Annotated in this window: 12 protein-coding genes; 1 reads left to right on the forward strand and 11 read right to left on the reverse strand. The window is 64.9% G+C overall.

Annotated features, from left to right (window positions below):
• Positions 1 to 62: 62 nt before the first annotated feature.
• The 11 genes from addA to LB559_RS23465 form a co-directional block, all read right to left on the reverse strand.
• Positions 63 to 3581, reverse strand: coding sequence for a double-strand break repair helicase AddA (gene addA / locus LB559_RS23415; protein ID WP_224675082.1), 3519 nt, complete (start codon positions 3579 to 3581; stop codon positions 63 to 65).
• Complete coding sequence (gene addB / locus LB559_RS23420) at positions 3578 to 6712, reverse strand: double-strand break repair protein AddB (RefSeq protein ID WP_224675083.1); 3135 nt, start codon at positions 6710 to 6712, stop codon at positions 3578 to 3580. The genes addA and addB overlap by 4 nt, the downstream gene beginning before the upstream one ends.
• On the reverse strand, positions 6709 to 7437 hold the full coding sequence (locus tag LB559_RS23425; protein WP_224675084.1) for a nucleotidyltransferase family protein: 729 nt from the start codon (positions 7435 to 7437) through the stop codon (positions 6709 to 6711). The genes addB and LB559_RS23425 overlap by 4 nt, the downstream gene beginning before the upstream one ends.
• Complete coding sequence (tsaE, locus tag LB559_RS23430; protein ID WP_224675085.1) at positions 7434 to 8945, reverse strand: tRNA (adenosine(37)-N6)-threonylcarbamoyltransferase complex ATPase subunit type 1 TsaE; 1512 nt, start codon at positions 8943 to 8945, stop codon at positions 7434 to 7436. Before tsaE ends, LB559_RS23425 begins: the two co-directional genes overlap by 4 nt.
• A gap of 8 nt (positions 8946 to 8953) precedes the next feature.
• Positions 8954 to 11509, reverse strand: coding sequence for a sensor histidine kinase (locus tag LB559_RS23435; protein WP_224675086.1), 2556 nt, complete (start codon positions 11507 to 11509; stop codon positions 8954 to 8956).
• Between the two features lie 199 nt (positions 11510 to 11708).
• The gene (gene ahcY, locus LB559_RS23440; protein ID WP_224675087.1) at positions 11709 to 13109 is read right to left on the reverse strand and encodes an adenosylhomocysteinase; all 1401 of its coding nucleotides are present in this window, start codon (positions 13107 to 13109) and stop codon (positions 11709 to 11711) included.
• A gap of 181 nt (positions 13110 to 13290) precedes the next feature.
• Positions 13291 to 13587, reverse strand: coding sequence for an HPr family phosphocarrier protein (locus LB559_RS23445; protein ID WP_027039963.1), 297 nt, complete (start codon positions 13585 to 13587; stop codon positions 13291 to 13293).
• Positions 13584 to 13985 carry a PTS sugar transporter subunit IIA gene (locus tag LB559_RS23450; RefSeq protein ID WP_023761135.1) on the reverse strand — a complete coding sequence of 134 codons (402 nt, stop codon included), beginning with the start codon at positions 13983 to 13985 and terminating at the stop codon, positions 13584 to 13586. The genes LB559_RS23445 and LB559_RS23450 overlap by 4 nt, the downstream gene beginning before the upstream one ends.
• 164 nt (positions 13986 to 14149) lie before the next feature.
• Positions 14150 to 14611 carry an HPr kinase/phosphorylase gene (locus tag LB559_RS23455; protein WP_224675088.1) on the reverse strand — a complete coding sequence of 154 codons (462 nt, stop codon included), beginning with the start codon at positions 14609 to 14611 and terminating at the stop codon, positions 14150 to 14152.
• 17 nt (positions 14612 to 14628) lie between these two features.
• Complete coding sequence (locus tag LB559_RS23460) at positions 14629 to 16413, reverse strand: sensor histidine kinase (RefSeq protein ID WP_013528336.1); 1785 nt, start codon at positions 16411 to 16413, stop codon at positions 14629 to 14631.
• 20 nt (positions 16414 to 16433) lie between these two features.
• Entirely contained in the window at positions 16434 to 17135 is a 702-nt protein-coding gene (locus LB559_RS23465) for a response regulator transcription factor (RefSeq protein ID WP_013528337.1), read from the reverse strand.
• A 343-nt stretch (positions 17136 to 17478) separates the two neighbouring features.
• Between LB559_RS23465 and LB559_RS23470 the strand changes: the two genes are divergently transcribed.
• Positions 17479 to 19089: a phosphoenolpyruvate carboxykinase gene (locus LB559_RS23470; RefSeq protein ID WP_224675089.1), complete on the forward strand. Its 1611-nt coding sequence runs from the start codon at positions 17479 to 17481 to the stop codon at positions 19087 to 19089.
• Positions 19090 to 19144 lie beyond the last annotated feature (55 nt).

Here is a 19144-nt window from a genome sequence, read left to right on the forward strand (position 1 = left end):
TTGAAAGTTTTTGTCCCACCAAATGTGGTGGTGATCGCGCCCTTCTTCAAGCAGGTGTTGTGTCACGCTCCCGTGAGTCGAGCAAGGGCGTCGTCCATGGCGCTGGCAGGCAGTTCGATCAGCCGCGGCGCCTCGGTGAACAGCAAGGCCGCCTTGACCGTGCGGCCGGGATAGAGCGGCTGCAACAGCGCGCGGTAGAGCGCCAACTGCAGGACATAGGCCGGCGGCACCTCGGCCAGAGTGGCGGGCGCCGGCCGGTTGGTCTTGTAGTCGACAATCGATACCGTGTCCGGCGTTACCGCCAGCCGGTCGATCTTGCCGGAAATCGAGCGCTTCTTGCCCTTGACCTCCAGGCTGCCCATGATCGCAACCTCGGCACGCGACGATGGCGCAAACAGCTGACCGAAGCCGGGATCGGCAAGGATCGATGTGACCGACGCCAGGGCCTTTTCACGCTCTGATGGCGGCCAGTCCGCACCGGTTCGCAAGAGATAGCGTTCTGCCGCTCCCGCACGTTCGGGCTCGGCAATACCGGGCAGCATCTGCAGCAGTTTGTGGAGGGCGAGCCCACGCAGCACGGCAAAGCCGGGCTCGGCATCGGCGTCGAGCACCGGCGACGCCTTGTCGACAACGGCTTGCTTGCCTTCGTCGATCAGCGCCGAGGCGCCCGATGGCGACAACGGACGCGGCAGATCCTCGAAGGGCAGCAAGGGCCGGAACAGCGTCGCCGGCAAAGGCCCAAAAGCGTCGGCCTGCCGTACCTGCTCGGCGGAACTTGGCGCGACGGAGGGCAGCTTGGTGACATGGAAACGGTGCACCGGCTCGCCGCCGGCGGGATGCGCACGCTGCTCGCTCTCCGGCGCACCGATCAGCGCGCGGCTGACGATCGAGTGCCAGGTGCCGGCGTTCGGCGCCCGCTTGCCATGATAGCCGCAGACGATCAGCCGGTCCTCGGCACGGGTCATGCCGACATAAAGCAGCCGGCGGTATTCGTCGTCGGCGAGTTCTCGTGCCCTTGAGGCCGCCGCTTTCGAAAAACCGTTGGCGACCTCGCTGGCCGAACGCCAGAGATAGCCCTTGCCGTCCCAGTTCGCGCCGGAGCTATCGAAGGGCATCAGGCGCGGCAAATGCTGGTCGCTGAACGGCGCGGAACCGCCATCGACCAGGAACACGACGGGCGCTTCCAAGCCCTTGGCGGCGTGCACGGTCATGACCCGGACCTCGTCGCGGGTCTGGTCCATCTCGCGCTTGATCTCGGGACCGGCGTTTTCCAGCGTCGACAGGAAGGCTTCCAGCCCCGGCAGGCCGGTTCGCTCCTCGGCAAGGCAGAAGCTGAGGAACTCGTCAAGAATATCGCCGGCTTCGGGCCCGAGCCGCGCGATCATCTTGCGGCGCACGCCATCGCGCGCCAGCAGGGCGGCATAGAATTCGAACACCGGCTTAAACGCGGCTTCGTTCGTCCAGATGTCGACCTGGGCGACGATCTTCGCCAGTCTCTCGCCTTCGCCGGCGTGCTGTCGCAGCGATGCGATCAACGACAGACCAGCCGGCCTCTGCGCGGCGAGCGTGAAAAGCGCCTCTTCCGGCAGATCGAAGATCGGGCTGCGCAGCACGGCGGCAAGCGACAAATCGTCCTGCGGCTGGATGAGGAGGTGACCGAGCGCAATCAGATCCTTGACCGCGATGTGCCCGGGCAGGCTCAACCGGTCGGCGCCGGCAACCGGAATGTCGCGGCGTTTGAGTGCGCGGGTCAGGGCATGGACGAAGCGATCGCGCTTGCGCACCAGCACCAGCACATCGCCCGGCCGCAGCCGCTTGCCGCGGCCTTCGATGATTTCGCCACTGCCGATCCAGCCGGCGATTGTGGCGGCGACGTTCTCGGCCACGCGCACCGCTGGCGCGTGGGCATGGTCGATGGCTTGTGTCCAGTCATCTGGCTCATCGACGGCTTCAGCGCCGACCGACGGCCACACCTCGACATAGCCCGGCGCGTCGGTGCGGATCGCCTGGTGGCGAAGCGGATCGGGATCATGACTGATGCCGCGCCGCACGGCTGGATCGGCGAAGACGCGGTCGACCGCGGTCAGAACATCGTCGGTCGAGCGGAACGACCAGGTCAGCTTGAGGTCGGCGAAGGACGCCTCGGCGTCACGCACTCGCCCGGCAAACAACAGCCGGCTGTCGGCGAAGGAGTCCGGGGCCGCACCCTGGAACGAATAGATCGACTGCTTCTCGTCGCCGACGGCGAACACCGTGCGATGGACCCTGTCGCGTGCGCCAAAGCCGGCAAAGAATTCCTCCGCCAGCCGTTTCACCACTTCCCATTGGTCCGGACTGGTGTCCTGCGCCTCGTCGAGCAGGATGTGGTCGATGCCCTGGTCGAGCTTGTACTGCACCCAGGGGCCGGCGTCCGGCCGCGCCAGCAGGTTGACGGTGCGGGTGATCAGGTCGTTGAAATCGAGGAAGCCGCGGCTGCGCTTCAGCATTTCGTAGCGGGCGATCAGCCAGTCGGCGATGGTCAGCGCGGCAGCCGTGCCTTCAAGCATCCGGAACAGGGCCAGCCGATCGGTGGTTTCGACTATGGCGTTGGCGGCCGAGAGATAACGCTCCGCCAGATCCGGCAACCGGTCGACCAGGGCCCTCTTGAAGGCCTTTGCCGGGTCGTAAGCGTCGCCATCGGTCTTGAGGAAGGCTCGCGCGAGCAGTTGCAGGCGGCGAATGGGATCGCCCTCGGCAAAGGCCTGCCGCGCATAGGGCAGGATGTTGTTCAGCACCGATCTGGCGTCGGTGGCCTCGGCGGCGTGGGCGAAGCCGGCAAAATAGTCGGGCAGGAAGCCCGGCAACGGCCATACCGAAGCGGCTATGCCCTCGGCCGTCTGGCCTGGATGGAAATGGAATTCGTCGAACAGGGCCTGGAAATGCGTGCCATCGCGCCCGACCGCCTCGATGAAATGGCGCAAGCCGTCGCGCTTGCGCACAATCTCACCCAGCAAGGCGTCGAGCCCGGCTTCGCCGCCCCGATTGAGAATGGAGGCAAAAGCCTCGGCCAGATCCCTGTCACCGGCGGACGTGCCCGAAATCATCTCGCGGCGCGCCGCGGCAAACAGCGATGCCTCCATCTGGCCGTCGAGCATCTCGAAATGGGCCGGGATGTTGGCCTCCAGCGGGAACTGGTGCAGCACCGATTCGCAGAAGGCGTGAATGGTCTGGATCTTCAGCCCGCCGGGCGTTTCCAGCGCCTCGGCGAACAGGCGCCGCGCCCGGCGCATGGTCTCGAGATCGGGCCGGCGCCCCTCCAGCGCCTCGACCTTTGCCGCCAGATCCACGTCACCAAGCGTCGTCCACTCCGACAGTGTCGAAAAGACCCGGTTCGACATGTTGGCGGCGGCGGCGCGCGTATAGGTCAGGCACAGGATCTTCGACGGATCGGTGCCGCGCAGCAGCAGCCGGATGACGCGCTGCGCCAGCACATGGGTCTTGCCGGAGCCGGCATTGGCCGACACCCAGGCGGAATTGCCGGGGTCGGCGGCGCGGGCCTGGCTGGTCGCGGTGTCGCTGGGAATGGGATAGGCCTTCTTCATGCCTCCCCTCCCTCGTCGCCGGCATCGCCGCCTGCCGACCATTCGAGCACGCGGGCAAGATGGTCGTAGTCGCCATCCGTCTCGCCTTCGCGGAACGGCAGCGCGCGCGACAGATACCCGGTCGCCGGGTCCGCATAGTGGATCAATAGCTTTTCCAGCCGTGCCCAGGCCTCTTCGGCAAGATCGGTCGCGGTCCGCGGCTGGCGGTTGTGTTCGAGGATGGATTCCTCGAACACCTCGCCATTCGGTTTCAGCCTGATGAAGGCCAGTTGAGAGGGCTCGCGTGCGCCCAGATCCTTGAAGGCGCCGCGCCTGAGCAGCGCGCCCTCGAGCGCCAGTTGCGGCGCAAGCAGTGTGTGCGCCTGCGCCTTGGACGGCGAGGAGCCGGTCTTGTAGTCCAGTATGTCGGCCATGCCGCCGGCCAGAAGGTCGACGCGGTCGGCGTAGCCGGACAGCGTCACGCCGGATTGGCCGACAACGGTCTTTCCGGCGCGCTCCTCGGCATGGCGCCTTGTCACAGCATCAGCGCGCGTGCGCTCCCACTCGATGATGTTGCCGGCAAGTTTCTCGAAACGCGGCCACCACACCGCCTCGACGTCGGCCGGAAGGGCGGCTTCGGCAAAGCAGGCGCGGCCGGCGGCGATGAGGCCCGCAAGCGCATCGGGAGCGCGCGGATCGGCGACGCTGCCTGAGAACAGGTGCAGGATGGCGTGAAACAGCGTGCCGCGCTCGGCCGCACCGGGGTCGCGAATAACCGGATCGAGCGGCATCAGGCCGAGGATGCGTCTTGCATAGACGGCGTAGGGGTCACGGCGCAGGGTCTCGATCTCGGTGACCGAGAAATGCGTCGGGCGCACCGACAGCGGCGGCTGCGGCTGCGGCCGTGGCGCGAAATCCTGCCTTGGGCCGGCATCCAGCGCGCGCGCCCAGGCGAGCAGCTCGTCGCCACGCCGGCGCAGCTCCGCTGCCTGGTCGCTGCCGATGAAGGTCAGCAGCCGCTGAAGCCAGCGCGACGGCACGGCGGGTGCATCGCCGGCACGTGCCGAGCGGGACAGCACCACCTTCCCGGCGCCCATGGCCATCTGGAAATCATGCGCGGCAAGGCCGATACGCCGCTCGGGCGGTTCGAGGTCGATGCCGGTCTTCATCAGCCGCGACATGAAGCGGTCGCTCTCTGGCTTGCGCGGCCATACGCCCTCGTTGAGCCCGCCGATGACCAGCGTGTCGACCGTCTGCAACCGGGCTTCCAGCGCGCCCCAGATGGCGATGTTCCGGTCGGTGCCTTGTGCCGGCTTGACCGTTTCAGGCGCGATCAGCGCCGCCATGATGTCGGGCCACTCGGTCGCCGCGAAGGACAGCGAAGCCGAAGCCGCGACCAGCCCGCGCAGCAGTTCGGCAAGCTTCTCGCCGGCGTCACCGGCATAGAGTTCGCCAAGGCCGCCGTCGGCGATGCGGCCGAGATTTTCGAGTGTCACGACACTGGCCCTGACAAGCGCGGCAAGGTCGGCGTCATCCCGGCCTCGGAAGGCTGCGAGCGGCGCCAGCGCCTGCTTGAGACGTTCGAGCAAATTCCGCGCAGTTTCGATAGAGCGCACGGTCAGCCGGGAAAACCAGAAGGGCTGCCGGCTGCCGCCGCCCAAGCCGGTGAGGCGGGCTTCGAACAGTTCCGGTAGCGAAACGATGTCGGGGCGGCCTGTGCCGCCGCGCAACGCCACCAGTTCGATCAGCTCCGCCGCGTGGCGCACATCGGCCCGTTCGAGGCCGAGGCCGAGCAGCGGATGCTTGAGCAGCGACAGCAGGCCAACCGGATCGCCTGGCCGGAACAGTGCCTCGAGCGCCAGCCTGAGCAGGCTGGCCGCCGGAGTGTTGGCGAGCGGTGTGCCACCGGAATCGTCGGCAACGACGCCGAAGCGCTGGAGCTCGATCGAGACGCGCCGCGCCAATGCGCGGTCGCCGGTGACGAGAGCCGCCCTTTGGCCGGGCTGTTCGACCGCGCGCTTGAGCGCGACGGCGATGGCGACGGCCTCATCACGTTCGCTGGCGGCTTCGAGCAAGGTCACCTCGGCGAAGGCGCCGGCAATGTCGGACGCCGGGAAACCGGCACGTGTCTCGGCCCAGAGTTCGGTGGTTTCGGCCGGCCGCAGCGCTTCGCCGACAAGGGCAGCGCGAAGCGCACGTCGCGGTTCGGCCACGCCAATCTCCTCGACGTCGCCGCGCAATACGCCGATCTTGCCGATCAGCCTGGCCAAGCCATATTGCGGGTGGCCGAGTACGGCTGGACGCGCGCCAGGCGCGGCAATCGCCTGGAACGACGCTTCGTCCAGCGTCCGGTAGAGACCCGGCAGCACGATGGCGCCGCCGGGCAGGCGCGCGATCGCGGCAAGCAATTCGGCCGTCGCTGGTATCGAGCCGGTCGAGCCTGCGGCGATGACCGGGCCGGCGGGCGGATTGCGCTGCAGCCGCGCCGCCTCGGCGCGGATCAGCGCGCTGCGATGCGCGGCCGGATTGGAGCGGTCGCTTTCCGCGAGGAATTTCGGCCAGGCTTCGGTGACGATGCCGAGGAATTCGAGCGTCACCTGCCACCATCCGGCAAGATTGCCGGTCACCAGATCGGTGAGCTTGGCCCAGTCGGTGCCTTCCGTCTCGATCTCGTCCATCAGCCGGGCGAGATCGCGCGCCAGCCAGATCGCGTCGGCGGTGGAAGCCGGGATGACGATCTCCTCGGCGAAAAGGGCGGCGACATGCGCCGGCAGCCGGCGTTTCCAGGCGCGCACCAGCGGCGTCAGCAGCAACAGGCGTTCGGTTGCCGAAATCGGCGGCGCCAGATCGATGGCCGCCGCTGCCTCGGTCTCGAACGCAGCCTCATCCTCGTCGAATTCGCCGAGTGGCCGGATGACCGGCAGGATCGCCGAGCCGCCGCCGCCGCGTGCCGCCAGGCTGTCGACGAAGACACCCCGCAAGGCACGCGCGGCACGGCGTGTCGGCACATAGATGGTGGCATCGGCCAAAGCGAGCGGGTCGCCGTCGAATCGAAACCCCGGAACAAGACGGCCGGCAAGCAGCGCCTCGGCAAGCGTCGGCAGAAACGGCGCTCCGGGCGGGATCGAGAAAACGCGGCTGGAGCCGCTCATTGCGACTCGATGAGCGCACCGGCGACCGCCGCTTCCGCGAGCGGTACGGCATCGGGCGTGCCGACGGTGATCCAGTGGCCATGCAGGGGCATGCCGAACAGGCGCCCTGCGGCGATGGCGGAATCGAAATAGGCGTTGAGCGAGTGCGGCCCGGCCGGTGCGCCCTTGAACAGGCGCGGATGGACGATCGCCGCGCCGGCATAGATCAGCCCCGCCGGATCCCCCTTTGAACGCCGCAAGCCGCCATCCGGCGCCACCAGGAAATCGGTGCTGCCGCAGTGTCCGGTCGCCTGTTGGAGATCCGCCAGCATCAGCAGAATATCCATTTTCGCCGCGTCCCATGCAAGGGCGAGGCGCTGGAGATTGAGAGGACCGTCATCGATCCAGAAGGTGTCGGCATTGAGGATGTAGAAGGGTCGCTCGCCCAGTTCCGGCAGCGCCTTGACGATGCCGCCGGCGGAATCGAGCAGTTGTTCGCTCTCATCGGAAATGACGATTTTTGGCGCGCGGCGGGCGGCGACATGGGCGACGATCTGTTCGGGAAAATAGTGGACGTTGACCACGGCCTTCGCGACACCGGCGGCAGCCAGGCTGTCGAGGCTCCAGTCGAGCAACGTCTTGCCGGCAATCCTGACCAGCGGCTTGGGAATGGTGTCGGTAATCGGCCGCATGCGTTTGCCAAGGCCGGCGGCAAGTACGATGGCGGTGTCCGGTCCTGCTGTCACAGCGCTCGCTCCTCCAGCAAACCGTGGGCGTCGTAGAACTCGCGCAGGCTTGCCAGCGCCGGATGAGACAAGGCCCGGCGCAGATAATCGCGAATGCGCGGCAGGTGTTTTAGATAATAGGGCTTGCCGTCGCGCTTTTCGAGGCGGACGAAGATGCCGAGGATCTTGGAATTTCGTTGCGCCGCCATGATGGCGTAGGATTCCAGGAAGCTTGCCTCGTCGAAAGCACCGGCTGCGTGGCGCGCCGCGACATAGGCATCCAGCGTCTTTCTCTCGATCTCGGGCGACATCGTAACACGCGCGTCCATGGCCAGCGAGGCGACGTCATAGGCGGACGGGCCGATCAGCGCATCCTGGAAATCGACGATGCCCAGCCGATCATGCCCTGAACGGTCGCCGCGCCAGATGATGTTGGGCGAATGAAAGTCGCGCAGCATCAGCGTATATTCGCGGCCGTGCAGCCGGTCGAGGAGCGCGCCCCATTGCTTGTGGTAGCCGGCGCGCAAGGCACCGCTTGCCGGGCTGCCCGTTATTGCCGGCACGTACCAGTCGACCAGCAGATCGGCCTCGATCATCATGGCCTCGCGGTCGAAAGGCGGGACATCGTGGAAGCCGCCATGCCCTGTTTCCAGGCGCTGCGGCCAGGTCCTGCCATGCATCATGGCCAGCAGCTCGGCCGCCGCCGCGCAGCGCTCGGGCAGCGGCTGGCCATCGCTGCCGAGGAACCCTTCCGAGCCAAGATGTTCGAGTAGCAGGAATCCCTGCTCCTGGTCCTCGGCATGGATTTCCGGAACGCTGACGCCGCCTGCCTTCAAGGCGCGGTCGATGGCGACGAAAGCGGAAACCGACTGGGCGGTGTGGGCGATCTCGGCATAGGGCTTGCCGTCGCGGACCGGCGGGCCGAGCACCAGCCGTGGCGAGTTCATCAGCACTTGCGGCTTTTGGCCCGGCAGCGAAACGATCTCGTAAGAGCGGGCAGAAGCATCGCCAATGAAATGGCGGCGCTGCGCTTGCGCCCAGCCGGCGCTCACGAGAAAGTCGCGCATGGCCAGCGACCGTGCGGCCCGATCGAAGGCAGGTCCCTGCCCCGACAATCGTGCCAGCCGGCCGTCGCCATGCTGGACGAGCTCGATCAGGACCGTGGTTTTCGGCAGATGGGCTTCCGCCCGCTCCGGCCATTCGACCAAAGCAGCACCTTGCGCCAAGGCTTCGTCGAAACCAAGCTCATCGATCTCGTCGGCCGAGGACAGGCGGTAGAGATCGAAATGATGCACCGGAATGCGGGTGTCGTAGCTCTGCACCAGCGTGAAGGTCGGGCTCGGAACGTCGAGGCCGGCATCGTCGGCCAAGGTCCTGATCAAGGCCCGCGCCAGCGTCGACTTGCCGGCGCCCAGATCGCCCTTCAGGGCAAGCACGTCGCCTGGGCGCAGCGACAGCGCCAGATCTTCGCCCAGCCGCGCTGTCTGGGTCTCGTCGGCGAGTAATCGCTCCAGCACCAGTCCGGTCATCTAACGCGCTACTCGGCCGCGGCACGGATGCCCGGCATGTCTGGAAAGGTGCAGATGACGGTCGTGCCCTTGTCCTTGCCGGTTTCGATGCGAACGCTGCCGCCATGCAGCTCAACGAAGCTCTTGACGATCGACAGGCCGAGGCCGGCGCCGCGCCGGCGGCCACCATTGGCGCGCGGCTCGAAACGGCGGAACACCGAATCGAGCACATCGGGCGGCATGCCGGGACCGTCGTCATGAACCGAGAATTCCACACCATCCGCCAGGTGGCGGCAAGTGAGCCGGATGGTGCTGGCTTCCGGGGCGTAATTGGCGGCGTTGCTGAGCAGATTGTAGAGGATCTGGCGGACGCGGACCTCATCGCCATGAAACGTCTTCGGCGCCGAGGCTGCTTCAACCTCGAGCCTGATCGAATGCTCTTCCAGCCGGTCGGCCACCAGTTCGGCCGCAGCGGCGATGGTGCGATCGACCTGCACCTCGGAAATATCGAGCTGCATGATGCCGGCGTCCACCGTTGCGAGGTCGAGTATGTCGTTGACGATGGTGAGCAGGACCGCGGAGGAGGAGCTGACATGCTCGACATATTCCCGCTGCTTCTGCGTCAGCGGACCGGTCGTGGGCTGTGACAGGAGTTCGGTGAAGCCGATGATGTTGGTCAGCGGCGAGCGCAGTTCATAGGAAACGTGCTGGACGAATTCGTTCTTGAGCTGGTCGGATTTTTGCAGCGCCTCGTTCTTGTCCTTCAGCGCCCGCTCGACATGGACGCTGTCGGTGACGTCGACGAAGGTCATCATCACCTGCCCGTTGGGCAGCGGGATCATGGCGTAACTCAACACGTTGCCGTTGTTGAGCTCGGTCTGTCCGTGGCGGTCGCGGCGCTCGTCGTCGAAGCCGGTGACGGCGGCAACAAAGCCGGGCCAGGGGCTGTCCGCCGCCTGCCGATCGCAAAGGTCGCGGATGGTGGAAACATGGACGCTGGGCTTGGCCGCTTCGCCGCTCAATCCCCAGAGCGTGGCAAAGGCAGGATTCGACAGCCGGAGCCTGCCGTCGGGTCCGAACACCGCTACGCCTTCGGCAAGATTGTCGAGCGTCTCGCCCTGGACCCGCACCGCTGTCTGGTAGCGGCTCTCGAGGTCCATCTTCTCGGTCAGGTTCTCGAACACCCAGGTCACGCCGCCCTTGGGCTGGGGGTTGGCGACGACGCGGATGGTCTTGCCATCCGGCAGATGCCACCAATGTTCCTGGGATTCCACAGCGCGATAGGCGCCGAGCAGGCCTTCCTTCCAGCGGCGCCATTCAGGCTGTTCGGCGATCTTGCCTTCGCTGCGCAGCCGGTCGAGCAGCAAGGCATTGTCTGGAGCGCTGTGCAGGAAGCCTGCCTCCAGGCCCCAAAGCTTCTGGAAGGCCTGGTTGAAGAACCGCAGCTTCTCGTCGGTGTCGAAAATGGCGACCGCCGTGTTGAGCTGGTCGAGCGTGTCGGCGTGGCTTCGCACCGTCCGTTCGTATTCGCCGCGAACGGCTTCGATGGCACTGGTGTCGCAGGCAAGGCCGGCCGAGCCATCGCTGCCGGCGAAATCGGTGACCGCGAACACACGGCGGTCGCCTTCGATCACGGTGGACAGCGATTGCTCGAAAACCGGATGCGTCCTGTGCTGGGCGGCAATCGCATCGCGCGCCTGGCCGCCGAGGAACTCTTTTGCCTCCCGAACCGCGGCTTCGGCATTTTCGGCTTCGACGGCATCGGCATAGGCGCGGTTGACCCACTTCAGCCCGCCATCCTCGCCGCGGAGCCACGCCGGCATGTTCAGCGCGTCGAGCAGGCCGATCATCGTGTCATGGTCGGCGGCCAGCCGCTGGTTCTCGATCTTCAGCCTGGCCTGGCTGCGCTGCGTCTCCGAGAGCGAGACGAAACGCACGAGCACATGCGCGGCACTCTTGCGGCCATGCACTTCGAGCGGCGCACCGGCCTGCGATTCGATGACCAGGTCGAAGGGTTTGGCTTTTTCGCGCAATCCCGCGACGGCATGTTCGAGTGCCGCCGCCGAACGCGGCATCAGCCAGCGGCCGAAAGCAAGAAAAGCGGCCCTATCCTCGGGAGCGCCGCTTTCGACGGGCAATGTGCCGATGAGCTCGGGCTTCTTGTTTTCCGCAGCCCAGACGACGACGCGCTGGTCGCGCAGATTGAGCAGCGCCTCGGAACGGCGGAGCGCCGCGTTGATGTCGGCGAGGCGGCTCCTGAGTTCGACATTCTCCGCCGAGGTGCGGGCTCTTTCGCGGATGAGAACGATGGCCGATATCAGTGCGGCACCCGTCACGCCGACGAACACTGCAAGCTGCATGACATCAATGGCGCTCACCGACAGTCCGGCGATGCTGGCAACAGCGGTCTCGGCATGCGCGGCGGCGCCGGCCAAGGGCCCCGCGAGCGCGGAGGTGGCAAGGAATGTCGACGCGCGGGCGCGCCAGGACAGGCTCCCCCCTTCCAGGGCGGAGCCAGCAATCCCCGAATCGTCATGGCCGCCGGAAACGGCCCGTCCCGCTCTGTGCGGGTGTTGCCCCGGCATGTCTTGGTCCTCTCCGCCGCCTGAATGCAAGACCGCCCTGATGCGTGCCTCTCTTGACCCTCTCGGGCTGGAAGCATCGCCGAATCACCTGACAATAACCCCTCGCCGAATCGGCGTGAAGGCTGATGGCGCGCAAAAATAAGGCCGGGCGAAAAGTCAATCGCCCGGCCTCAATATCTGGTAGTAATTTTAGCTTTGGTTAATAGCGGTAGTGTTCCGGCTTGAACGGACCCTGCGGCGTGACGCCGATATAGGCGGCCTGTTCACCCGACAGTTCGGTCAGGCGGGCGCCGAGCTTGTCGAGATGCAGGCGGGCGACCTTTTCGTCGAGATGCTTGGGCAGGACATAGACCTGGTTCTCGTACTGGCCGGGCTTGGTGTAGAGCTCGATCTGCGCCAGCACCTGGTTGGTGAAGGATGCCGACATGACGAAGCTCGGGTGACCGGTGGCGTTGCCGAGATTGAGCAGCCGTCCTTCCGACAAAAGGATCATCCGCTTGCCGTCCGCGAAGGTGATCATATCGACCTGCGGCTTGACGTTGGTCCATTTCAAATTGCGCAGCGCGGCGACCTGGATCTCATTGTCGAAATGGCCGATGTTGCCGACGATGACCATGTCCTTCATCGAGCGCATATGGTCGAGGGTGACGACATCCTTGTTTCCGGTGGTGGTGATGACGATATCGGCGGTCGGCGCCGCATCTTCCAGCGTGACGACTTCAAAACCGTCCATCGCCGCCTGCAGGGCGCAGATCGGATCGACCTCGGTGACCTTGACACGGGCACCGGCGCCCTTGAGCGAGGCCGAAGAGCCCTTGCCGACGTCGCCATAACCGCACACGACAGCGACCTTGCCGGCCATCATCGTGTCGGTGCCGCGGCGGATGCCGTCGACCAGCGATTCCTTGCAGCCATACTTGTTGTCGAACTTCGACTTGGTGACCGAGTCGTTGACGTTGATGGCAGGGAAGGGCAGCAGGCCCCTCTTCTGCAGCTGGTAGAGCCGGTTGACGCCGGTGGTCGTCTCTTCGGTGACGCCGCGGATCGCCGCCTTCTGCTTGGTGAAGAAACCCGGCGAAGCCTTCAGGCGCTTCTTGACCTGGGCGTAGAAGTATTCCTCTTCCTCGCTCTGCGGGTTGGACAGCACGTCCTCGCCAGCCTCGGCGCGGGCGCCGATCAGGATGTACATGGTGGCGTCGCCGCCGTCATCGAGGATCATGTTGGAGAGGCCGCCATCGGCCCACTGGAAGATCTTGTCGGTGTAGTCCCAATACTCCTCGAGCGACTCGCCCTTGACGGCAAACACCGGGATGCCGGCCTCGGCGATGGCCGCGGCCGCATGGTCCTGGGTCGAGAAGATGTTGCAGGAGGCCCAGCGGATATCGGCGCCAAGCGCCTTCAGCGTCTCGATCAGCACCGCCGTCTGGATCGTCATGTGCAGCGAGCCGGTAATGCGCGCGCCCTTGAGCGGCTGCTTGGGACCGAATTCCTCACGGCAGGCCATCAGGCCCGGCATTTCGGTTTCGGCGATATCGAGTTCCTTGCGGCCCCAGCCGGCAAGCGAGATGTCGGCGACCATATAGTCCTTGCTACCCGTCATGGCAGTACTCCGATGCGAATGTTGTGCTTGCGAATTTGTTGCGGATGCGCCCGCGCCGGTCGGCGCGTCGAAGGGCGCGAATAGTCGGCCTGACTAGCAGATCGGGGCGAAGACGACAATGGGATATAAAGAAATCTTTATCCCTGCATGTCTCTCAGACACGCATCGGCGCTCTACCAGATCAGCATTCCTCGCCGAAGCGGGACGCCACCAGTTGCTCCAGGGCGTCGATGACCTGCCGGGCCTCCGGCCCGCTGGCGGTGACGCGGATCGAATAGCCGGGGCTTGCCGCCAGCATCATCAGGCCCATGATCGAGGTGCCGCCGACCTTGACGCCATCCTTCTCGACATGCACCGAGGCATCGAAGCCGCTGGCCAGCTGGACGAACTTCGCCGAAGCACGTGCATGAAGGCCACGCTGGTTGATGATGGGAAAATCCCGGACAATCTGATCTTTTTCCGGGGACAGCGCGGTCATTTGCTGCTCAGGAGCTGGCTGGCGACGTTGATGTATTTGCGGCCGGCGGCCTGGGCCTCGTCGAGGGCGGCGGCCATGTTGTCGCCCTTGCGGATCGAGGAAAGCTTGATCAGCATCGGCAGGTTCATGCCGGCGATCACCTCGGTGCGGCCGGACTCCATCACCGAGATGGCAAGGTTGGAGGGCGTGCCGCCGAACATGTCGGTCAGCACGATGACGCCCGCCCCGGTATCGACACGGGCAACAGCGTCGACGATGTCGCGGCGACGCTGCTCCATATCGTCGTCGGCACCGATCGCCACGGTTTCGAAATTGTCTTGTGGCCCGACGACATGTTCGACGGCATGTCGGAACTCGGCGGCCAGTTGACCGTGCGTTACAAGCACGAGTCCGATCATTCTTTGGTGGCTCCCGTCATCGCCGCTTCACAGGCGCATTTTATGCTCGCCAGCCAATCCAGGCGGCGGGAGCGCTATCTTGTCGACGCACGGCCCGTTGACAAGCCCAAAATTGCGCAGGTGCATGCCATTTTGACGCATTGCAGCAAAAAACCCGGGACGGATCATAGAAAAGGCGCGATCGACAGCCGCGCCATCACGACCGGCAAGGCGGCAGCGACGTTGCGTTCGACCGCATCGATGCGCGGCACCCGACAGCCGGCGATGCTGGTGTCGGCATCCTCCTGAAAGCGTGCCGTTTCACCGGCCGGCGTCAGGCGGACATGCAAATCGACAATGGCGGCGGGCTCGAACGGCACCGCTCGCGGCCCAAGCCCAGGCACCTCGACGAGGCCTTCTATGGTGGCCGGAGCGCGGCAGAGAAGCCGCCCCGCATGCGCCTCGACAAAGAGCTGATCGTCACCGACGAGCCGCGCGAACAGGCCGTGCTGGCGACAATGATCGAGGAGCGCCAGCGCCAGCGCCGTCTTGCCCGAACCGGAAGCTCCGGTGACGAGAATGCCGCGCTCGCCGATCAAAACCATTGTCGCGTGAATGTTTTCAGGCTGCACGGCTGGACCAGGCATGGTTGGAATTCATGCTCTCAGCCTTCGGCCGGCAATGTCACGACAAAGCGCGCGCCCTTGATCTCGCCGGGTTTGGTGCCGGGGATGTTCTCGGCGGTGAGCGTGCCGCCATGGGCCTCGACGATTTGCCTGGATATCGACAGGCCAAGGCCCGAATTCTGGCCGAAAGCCTCGCCGGCCGGCCGATCCGTGTAGAAGCGTTCGAAGATGCGGTCGATGTTGTCGGCCCGGATGCCGGGGCCATTGTCGTCGACGGTGACGATGTTGAACTTGCCGGCACGCGCCAGCGAGAGGCTGATGTGGCCATGATCCTCGGGAACGAAGGAACGGGCATTCTCGATCAAATTGGTGATGACCTGGCCGATGCGCAGATCATGCCCGACGACGACATAGCCTTTGACGCCCTGCGGCAGCTTGGCGGCCTTGAACTCGATCTCGACCGCCTTCTTGTTACGCGTCGCTTCGCGCGAAACGGCGACCAGATCGGTGATGAATTTCTTCAGGTCAACCGTCCCCGCATCTTCACGCGCGAGTTCCGCGTCCAGGCGCGATGCGTCGGAAATATCGGTGATGAGCCGGTCCAGCCGCCTGACATCGTGCTGGATGATATCCATCAGCCGGCCGCGCGAATCGTCGTTCTTGGCCAGCGGCAAGGTTTCCACCGCACTGCGCAGCGACGTCAGCGGGTTCTTCAGCTCGTGCGAGACATCGGCCGCGAAGCTTTCGATCGCCTCGATGCGGGCATAGAGCGCGTTGGTCATGTCGCGTATGGCGATCGACAGATTGCCGATCTCGTCCTGACGGTCGGAAAAGTCGGGGATCTCCTCACGGCTCTTGACGCCGCGCCGCACCCGCACCGCCGCCGCCGACAGCCGGCGCAGCGGATTGGCGATGGTGGAGGCGAGCAGCATCGACAGGATGGCGGTGACAAGGGCCGCGATGCCGAAGACGCGCAGGATCGCCTTGCGTTCGGCAGCGACGATCTTGTCGATGTCGCCGCCTTCAGTCGACAGCATCAGCACGCCCAGAACGGCACGAAAGCGCTGGATCGGCACCGCCACCGAAACGATCTGCTCGCCCTGCTCGCTGACGCGCACGATGGTCGACGGGCTGCCGGTGAGCGCCTTGACCACTTCCGGGAAAGCGGCGCCATTGCCGCCCGGCTGCTCGTGGTAGACCGGCAGCTCGGTGTTGCGGAAGAAGTCGAAGACGAATTTCTGGATGCGCTCGACCAGATCGGGCTCTTCCTCCTCAACCGGCGGCAGGTCGTAGCGCAGGATCTGGCCACGCGAATACAGGTGGCGCGAATCGAGCAGCAGATTGGCGTCGCGGTCATAGATGCGGGCGCGGGTCCTGGTCGGCGAGATCAGCCTTCGCAGCACCGGGGCGACCCGCTCCGGGTTGATCGGGAAATCGAGATTGTCGAGCTGGTCGGAGCCCGGTCCCAGGCTTTCGCCGGCCTGCAGTTCAAGCAGCTTTTCCGGGTCGATGCTGATCGAATCCGTCTCGACCGTCGCCGACGCGGCGATCGCACCGGCGATGATCTCGCCCTGGGTCATCAGGCTTTCGACGCGGGCGTCGATCAGTCCGTCTCGGAAGGTGTTGAGATAGAGGATGCCGGTCACCAGGACGGCGAGGCCGGCAAGGTTGAGGAACAGGATACGCCGCGTTAGGCTGGAAAAGATGTGATGGCCAAGGAAGCGGCGCATCGGCACCGTGATCTTCGACACGAAGGACGGCATGATCCGCGACGGCCGCCTGGAGGCGCCCGCCGGCCTTGTTCGCTGTGCTTCCACTGCCATCGAATAGCAGTCCCTGCTACTTACGCTTCGCGGAACCGGTATCCGACTCCGTAAAGGGTTTCGATCATCTCGAAGTCGTCGTCGACGGCCTTGAACTTCTTGCGCAGCCGCTTGATGTGGCTGTCGATGGTGCGATCGTCGACATAGACCTGTTCATCATAAGCCGAATCCATCAGCGCATCACGGCTTTTTACGACACCGGGACGCTGCGCCAGCGAATGCAGGATCAGGAACTCGGTGACGGTGAGCGTCACCGGCTCGCCTTTCCAGGTGCAGGTGTGACGCTCCTGGTCCATGACGAGCTGGCCGCGCTCGAGCGAGCGGGCCTGCTGGCTTGGCGTCTTGGCGGCAGCCTCGCGGGCACTGGCGCGGCGCAGCACGGCGCGCACCCGCTCGACCAGCAGGCGCTGCGAGAAGGGTTTGCGGATGAAGTCGTCGGCGCCCATCTTGAGGCCGAACAATTCGTCGATCTCGTCGTCCTTGGAGGTCAGGAAGATCACCGGGAGGTCGGACTTCTGGCGCATGCGGCGCAGCAGTTCCATGCCGTCCATGCGCGGCATCTTGATGTCGAGGATGGCAAGGTTCGGCGGGCGTGCCGCCAGGCCTTCCAGCGCCGACGCACCATCCGTGTAGGTCTCGACGCGATACCCCTCGGATTCGAGGGCGATCGACACCGATGTCAGAATGTTGCGGTCGTCATCGACAAGCGCGATTGTTGCCATTTCAAGCGGCTCCCTCATGAGCTGTCCCTTCTGTCGTAGAGAAGGGGCTTTTGCAGGACAAATTAGGTACAAAATGTGGCATAGGCCTTGTCCGCTGTCACGCGCGGCATGCCGGCGGCCACAATCCTACCTCGACATGGGTTGGACGAACGAACATCGCCAATCCTTTGGGCAACCGCGAAACTTTTTGCACATATAAACGATTTAAACAACTTTCAAAATATTTAAATCGATTAATGATTTGATATCATTTGGCTTTTCTGGTTCTGACCATCTCAGCCTGCGTAGTGGGCGTGCCGGAAACGTGCCGGCAAAGATGCGGCAAATCCAAGAGGGACACTCGATGTCGGAAGTCGGCAAACGCAATTCCGCCTGCGCGATCGATCATATCGGCCTGAAAACAACCGGCGTGGTGCGCTATAATTTCGGTGCGGCAGCCCTTTATGAGGAATCGATCCGGCGCGGCGAAGCCCGCTTGACCGCACATGGCGCGCTGGTCGCCGAAACCGGACAGCACACCGGCCGCTCGCCCAAGGACAAGTTCGTCGTCCGCAACAGTGACACCGAACCACATGTCTGGTGGGACAACAACAAGGCGATCTCGCCGGCCCAGTTCGACACGCTGCTCGCCGATTTCCAGGCGCATGCCGCGGACAAGGATCTATACGTCCAGGATCTGGTCGGCGGCGCCGATGCGGGACTGAAACTGCCGACCAGGGTGATCACCGAATTTGCCTGGCACTCGCTGTTCATCCGCAATCTGCTGATCCGCCCGGATGCCGCCGAACTCGAACAGTTCGTGCCTGACATGACGATCATCGACCTACCGTCCTTCCGCGCCGACCCCGCGCGTCACGGCAGCCGCACCGAAACGGTGATCGCCGTGGATCTCACCCGCAAGATCGTGCTGATCGGCGGCACCTCCTATGCCGGCGAGATGAAGAAGTCGGTGTTCACCATGCTCAACTATCTGTTGCCGGCGAAAGGCGTGATGCCGATGCATTGCTCGGCCAACGAGGGTTCGGCCGGCGACGCGGCGATCTTCTTCGGCCTGTCGGGCACCGGCAAGACGACACTCTCGGCCGATCCCTCGCGCACGTTGATCGGCGACGACGAGCATGGCTGGGGACCGCACGGCATCTTCAATTTCGAAGGCGGCTGCTACGCCAAGACGATCAAGCTGTCGGCGGAAGCCGAGCCGGAAATCTTCGCCACCACGCAGCGCTTCGGCACGGTGCTGGAAAATGTCGTGCTCGACGCCGATGGCGTGCCGGATTTCAACGACGGAAGACTGACCGAAAATACACGCTGCGCCTACCCGCTGGATTTCATCCCCAATGCCAGCAAGACGGGACGCGCCAGCCATCCGAAGAACATCATCATGCTGACCGCCGATGCGTTCGGCGTGATGCCGCCGATCGCGCGGCTGACCCCGGCGCAGGCGATGTATCATTTCCTGTCCGGCTACACCGCCAAGGTGGCCGGAACCGAAAAGGGCGTGACCGAACCCGAAGCGACGTTTTCGACCTGTTTCGGTGCCCCATTCATGCCGCGCCATCCCTCTGAATACGGCAATCTGCTGCGCGAGCTGATTGCCCGCCACGGCGCCGATTGCTGGCTGGTCAACACCGGCTGGACCGGCGGCGCCTACGGCACCGGCAAGCGCATGCCGATCAAGGCGACGCGCGCCCTGCTTGCCGCCGCACTCGACGGCTCGCTGAAGACGGCCGAGTTCCGCACCGACCCTCATTTCGGTTTCGAGGTGCCGGTGGCTGTGCCGGGCGTCGACAGCGCCATTCTCGACCCGCGCTCAACCTGGGCCGACAAGGCCGGCTATGACCGGCAGGCGGCACGGCTGGTCGGCATGTTCGCCGTCAACTTCGAGAAATTCGAAAGTCATGTCGACGCCGTGGTGCTGGGTGCGGCGCCGCGCATGCAGGAAGCGGCGGAGTAATCGCGCCATCGGGCTCAGCCTGTCGTTGAGAGGTCCGGTTTCGATCGGGCCTTTT

It is taken from the genome of Mesorhizobium sp. BR1-1-3 (assembly GCF_020165455.1).
GTDB lineage: Bacteria > Pseudomonadota > Alphaproteobacteria > Rhizobiales > Rhizobiaceae > Mesorhizobium > Mesorhizobium ciceri.